At 32.1% G+C, this 5,606-nt stretch carries 6 protein-coding genes; 3 read left to right on the forward strand and 3 right to left on the reverse strand.

Features of this window, described 5'->3' with window-relative positions:
* Together SPD90_RS10950 and SPD90_RS10955 are read right to left on the reverse strand one after the other, a co-directional pair.
* On the reverse strand, positions 1–423 hold a 423-nt coding region (locus SPD90_RS10950), incomplete at its 3' end, for an NAD(P)-binding domain-containing protein (RefSeq protein WP_320925249.1).
* Positions 424–440: 17 nt separating this feature from the next.
* Positions 441–1,214, reverse strand: a complete 774-nt coding sequence (locus SPD90_RS10955; RefSeq protein ID WP_320925250.1) for a sugar phosphate isomerase/epimerase family protein — start codon at positions 1,212–1,214, stop codon at positions 441–443.
* 275 nt (positions 1,215–1,489) lie between these two features.
* Here SPD90_RS10955 and SPD90_RS10960 point away from each other — a divergent pair, with 275 nt between their 5' ends.
* The 3 genes from SPD90_RS10960 (at position 1,490) to SPD90_RS10970 (ending at position 4,997) form a co-directional block, all read left to right on the forward strand.
* Positions 1,490–3,412 carry an ABC-F family ATP-binding cassette domain-containing protein gene (locus SPD90_RS10960; protein ID WP_320925251.1) on the forward strand — a complete coding sequence of 641 codons (1,923 nt, stop codon included), beginning with the start codon at positions 1,490–1,492 and terminating at the stop codon, positions 3,410–3,412.
* A 78-nt stretch (positions 3,413–3,490) separates the two neighbouring features.
* Positions 3,491–4,228 (forward strand): glycerophosphodiester phosphodiesterase, encoded by a 738-nt coding sequence (locus SPD90_RS10965; RefSeq protein ID WP_320925252.1) that lies wholly within the window; start codon positions 3,491–3,493, stop codon positions 4,226–4,228.
* A gap of 130 nt (positions 4,229–4,358) precedes the next feature.
* Positions 4,359–4,997, forward strand: a complete 639-nt coding sequence (locus tag SPD90_RS10970) for an isochorismatase family protein (RefSeq protein ID WP_320925253.1) — start codon at positions 4,359–4,361, stop codon at positions 4,995–4,997.
* A gap of 124 nt (positions 4,998–5,121) precedes the next feature.
* On the opposite strand, the gene SPD90_RS10975 is transcribed toward SPD90_RS10970, so the two are convergent.
* On the reverse strand, positions 5,122–5,606 hold a 485-nt coding region (locus SPD90_RS10975), incomplete at its 5' end, for a DUF3867 family protein (RefSeq protein WP_320925254.1).

The raw sequence follows: 5,606 nt of genomic DNA on the forward strand, positions 1-5,606 counted from the left end.
TATTTTGTCGACTATAGTTTTATCCTGGCTTCCTATTACTATAGCTGATGGAGCCTTAGATTTTTCTATCATAGAAGACTGACCTATTATTTTAGTTTCAATTATATTTATGCTTTTATAGCTGTCTTTTATGCTATCGTCGACTGCTCCATTTGTAGACATATTTAAAATTATTGCACCGTCCCTTGCTATTTTACAGATGCTCTCTACATTTTTATTTACCTCTGATTCTGGAAGTATCACAGCCACTATATCTGCATCAGCTAGTGCGTCTATAGACGTAGAGAATTTGCAATCTATAATTTTGCTCAAGGCTTCGAGCTTTTCTTCATTTCTGTCTACAATTATTTTATTTGCATCTTCTGGAAGCTTTTTGGCTACGACTGAGCCCATCTTCCCACAACCTAAAACTCCTATATTCATAAATTTTCTCCTCTTTTTTATTTTCTATATCCTATAAATCCATTTTTATAAAGTATTTCTAGAGATTCCTCTAATTGATCTAAATCGCCTATTTCAAGAGAAATTGTAATATCCTTATCTTTTATAATATCTAGAATTTCTATAATATCTATATCGCCTTTGTTTATTCCAAGGTGTGAATCTCTATCGCCACAATTATTGTGTATATGCATGTGTTTTATGTATTTTTTTAAGATTTTAATCCACTCCATCACATCTATATCAGAATAAGCATTTACATGGCCGACATCTAGACATAGAGATGTCTTATCGTCTGATATTTCCTCCATAAGCTCGTTTAATATAAAGTAGTCGTCCTCAAATACATTTTCGATATGAACCTTTATACCGTCGTCTTTCTTATCCCCAAGGAAATTCTTCCAAAATACAGGGGCATTTTGCATCCATTCAATATAGCTATAAGTATTTGGATAATATCCATTGTGGTAAACTATATATTTTGCATTCATCTTTTTAGCGACATCGTATGCCTGCTGCATCCTGTAATTTGAGACCTTAGCTATTAGCTCGTCACGAGTTCCTGCACACAGCTCGACAAAAGGACCGTGTATGGATATATCTATTTTTCCATATAGATCTCCCAATTCCTCTTTATAATTTTCTATAAACTCATCCTGTCTATCTAAGCAGTATGGACTTGCAAATAATACAATTTCTAGACCAACATCGTACTTTTCAAGTATTGGCTTTATTTTTTCTGTTTCTACTAATTGTGATATATATACTCTCATATTTTTCCCCTTTCATAAAGCTAGTTTCTAAATTTATTTCCAAATCCCACATAAAATTCCAAATTTTAAAATTCTCTAATACTCAATATTTTATATTTATATTTTTATTTTTATTTGTCAATATTATTAGTCTAATTTAGTGTTATGAGTTATAATATAATGTAGATTTTATAAAGACAAATATTTATTACTTAAATTTTATACCTTGATGGTAATCTTTACAATAATTTTATCGTCAAGTATTTAAATTAAAATTTTATATAAAGGTGAGAACGATGAATTTAATAACATTGGAAAATATTAGCAAAAGCTACTCTGAAAAAAAATTACTGGAGAATATTTCTCTAGGGATAAACGATAAAGAAAAAATCGGATTAATCGGTGTAAACGGAACAGGTAAGTCTACCCTACTTAAAATAATAGCTGGAGCTGAGGTAGAAGATAGCGGAACTATCACAAAGGCAAACAAGGTTAGAATCGAATACCTTCCACAAAACCCTTACTACGACGAAAACGCGACTGTTTTGGAGCAGGTATTTAAGGGGACTTGTGAGGAAATGAAGATAATAGGAGATTATCAAGACCTCCTAGACAAAATCAACAAATCCTACGACGAAAAGCTAAACGAAAAGCTCCTAAAATTACAGGAAAAAATGGATGCGCTAAACCTTTGGGACTTAGAGAGCAGCGCAAAAACTGTATTGACTAAGCTTGGAATCACAAATTTCGATCAAAAGGTAGAGGAGCTTTCAGGTGGACAGAGAAAAAGAGTCTCTCTAGCATCTGCTCTTATAACTCCTTGTGAGCTACTTGTTTTAGATGAACCTACAAACCACCTAGACAACGACACAATCGATTGGCTAGAAACTTATTTAAATTCCTTCAAGGGATCTATACTTATGATTACACATGATAGATATTTCCTAGACCGTGTAACTAATAGAATACTAGAGCTAGATAAAGGAACCTTATACAGCTATGAAGGAAATTACTCTGTATTTCTAGAGAAAAAAATGGCTAGACTTCAGCTAGCTGAGTCAATGGAGGCAAAACGCCAAAACCTACTTAGAAAAGAGCTAGCATGGGTAAGACGCGGTGCCCAAGCCAGAACTACAAAGCAAAAGGCTAGACTTCAAAGATTTGATGAGCTATCAAATAAAACTGTCTACGTTCCTGAAGACAAATTAGAAATCTCTGTAGGAAGCAGTAGACTTGGCAAAAAAATAATAGAAATAGAGCACCTATCTAAATCCTTCGACGGAAGAACATATATAGACGATTTAGACTACACTCTAGCTCGTACAGATAGAATCGGTATAGTCGGCAGAAACGGACTTGGTAAATCTACCTTGATAAGACTTCTAAACGGAGAAATCAAGCCAGACAGCGGTAGTATATCTATAGGTGAAACTGTAAAAATAGGCTGCTTCAACCAAGATACATCTAAGATGCACCCTGATATGAGAGCTATCGACTATATCAAGGAAGAAAGCGACTATATAACTACTGCAGATGGATATAAAATAACTGCCTCACAAATGTGTGAAAAATTCCTATTTAACGGGACTTTACAGTACACTCATATTAGAAATTTATCTGGTGGAGAAAGAAGAAGACTTCAGCTGCTTAGAGTCCTTATGATGGCTCCTAATGTTCTTTTACTAGACGAGCCTACTAATGACTTGGATATAGATACTTTAAGCCGTTTAGAGGACTATTTAGATGATTTTAACGGTGTAATTATCTGCGTTTCCCATGATAGATACTTTCTTGATAGAGTCTGCAATAAGATCTTTGCATATGAAGGTCGCGGAAATATCCATATCTACACAGGTAACTACAGCGATTATTTAAATTACAGAGAAGAAGAAAACATAGAATTTGAAGAATTCGAGGAGGAAAAGGTAGAAAAGCCTAAACCTCAATCGCCTAAAAAGGAAAAGCCTAAAGCTAAAAATAAACCTAAATTCTCTTACAACGAGCAGAGAGAATTCGACACTATAGATGAAGATATAGAAAAAATAGAAAATAAAATAGCTTCTCTAGAAGAAGATACTGCAAAATTTGCAACAGATTTTACAAAATTACAAGAAATAATAAACGAAAAAACCAAACTAGAGGAAGAATTACAGATAAAATACGAACGTTGGGAGTACTTAAACAACCTAGCTGAGGAAATAGCCAACTGGAACAGCTAAATACTACCAATGTTTATACTCATTAAGACATAAAACAGTTAATTAAAGCAACTAGCAAGGTTTATGAGGAGGAATAATATGAATATATACGCTCACAGGGGCAATAGTGGTTTTTTCCCTGAAAACACTATATGCGCTTTTAAAAAATCCCTAGACTTAGGTGTCTACGGAATTGAACTAGACGTTCATAAAACTAAAGACGGCATTTTAGTAGTTCACCACGATGAAACTGTAGACAGAATGTTTGACGGAAAGGGATATATAAAAAAATTAACTCTTGAACAAATAAAAGAGCTTACTATAAAGGACGATGAATATAAAGACAATCCAGAGTGTAAAATTCCTACTTTGGATGAGGTCTTAGAATTAATAGAGCCTACAAATTTAAATCTAAATATAGAATTAAAAAACAACAAAATAGCTTACAAGGATATAGAAAAGGACGTTGTGGCATTAGTCAAAAAATACAAAATGGAAAAGAGAGTTGTAATATCAACTTTCAACGTAAAAAGCCTAAAAAAATTGAGCAAGCTAAACAGCAAAATCAAAACTGCTTATTTAGTAAGCGCCCTTACATTTAAACGAGGTGGCTTAAAAAAAGCACTAAAGACATGTAAGGACTGCAAATGCACTTATATACATCCTTCTTACGATCTAGTGAACAAGGAATTTGTAGACGAAGCTCATAAAAAGGACATTTTAGTACAGGTTTACACTGTCAATTCTATAACTATAATGAGAAAGCTCATAAAGTTCAAGGTAGACGGTATTTTTACAAACTACCCTAAAATAATAAATACTATTGTCAATGATTAACTTTTGAAAGCTAATATTACAATTGTAAAAATACTATATATTAAACAATTAATACAATAAATTAGCAATACCTATTGACATATTTAAAAGAAAATTATACAATTTTATTAAATTATTGTGGAGGTTACAAATGGATAACATAATTAAAGAATTTGAAGTTTTACAAAAAAACTTAGATAATTTACCTATTGAAAATTTAGCTGACTACGATCTAAGTAAAACTGCTTTATTTATAGTAGATATAAACAACGGATTTGCCAAAGAAGGAGCTCTATATTCTGATAGGATAAAATCTCTTATAAATCCTATCTACGAATTTGTAAAACCTTTGGAGGAAAAGTTAAACAAGATTATAGCCTTTACAGATACTCACGATAAGAATTCTGTAGAATTAAACAGCTACCCTGTCCACTGTCTAGTAGATACTGAAGAATGCAAGGTGGTAGACGAGCTTTTAGATATCAAGAACCTTGAAATTATACCAAAAAATTCTACAAATGGATTCTTTGCTATGGATGTTAATATATTGGACGATATAGATAATGTGGTGGTTGTTGGTGACTGTACAGATATATGTATATATCAATTTGCAGTGACTCTAAAGGCTTATTTTAATGAAAAAAATATTAACAAAAACATCGTAGTCCCTATGAATTTGGTAGATACCTATGATATACCATTTGTTCATCCAGGAGATCTTTTGAATATAGTATTTTTGAATAGTATGGTTCAAAATGGTGTTAAGCTAATTAAGAAATTTTCATTATAAATAACTAAAAACACACACTTCAAAAGAGAGAAGGCCTATAAAATAGATTTAGTTCTATTTTGTAGGCCTTCTTTCTCTTAAAAAATCGAGACGACGAGAAAAAATCACCCTCGTCGTTTTATCTTTAATAATCGTATTCTTTGCAGTTTTCACAGATTTTAACCTTCATCTTCTTACCTATCATGTTTTTGTAATCTAGTAAAAATTCATTTAGCTGTGAGTCGACAAGGTTTATGCTTCCTTCACTCATCAATGTTACATTTTCTTTGTCTATTACGATTTTAAGGTCGTTTACGTCGTTTTTTAGGTAGCTTATTATGAAGCTATCGTATTCAAGTCTCTTTGAAAATTTATTGTAAAAATCTGAATTCTTTACAATTGTCTCCTTTATATCGTCTTTAGGAACTACCTCTATCTTTGAATCCTGACTTCTGTTGTTATTTGAATTCATAGTATAATTTCTTATATCGTTTATGTTCATAGAACCCATGCTGTTTAAGTCATTTGGATTTATGCCCATGCTTTTTAGCTGTCTCTCTATTTCGGCTTCATCTACTCCATATCTTTCTAGTAGTTTCTTTTGTATATTCATAAATTTTTCATTAGATA

Origin of the sequence: Intestinibacter sp. (assembly GCF_034113885.1) — a bacterium.
Lineage (GTDB): Bacteria > Bacillota > Clostridia > Peptostreptococcales > Peptostreptococcaceae > Intestinibacter.

Coding starts and splice junctions, on each gene's coding strand:
- SPD90_RS10955 (WP_320925250.1), bottom strand. CDS start 1,214: ATGAGAGTATATATATCACAATTAGTAGAAACAGAAAAAATAAAGCCA.
- SPD90_RS10960 (WP_320925251.1), top strand. CDS start 1,490: ATGAATTTAATAACATTGGAAAATATTAGCAAAAGCTACTCTGAAAAA.
- SPD90_RS10965 (WP_320925252.1), top strand. CDS start 3,491: ATGAATATATACGCTCACAGGGGCAATAGTGGTTTTTTCCCTGAAAAC.
- SPD90_RS10970 (WP_320925253.1), top strand. CDS start 4,359: ATGGATAACATAATTAAAGAATTTGAAGTTTTACAAAAAAACTTAGAT.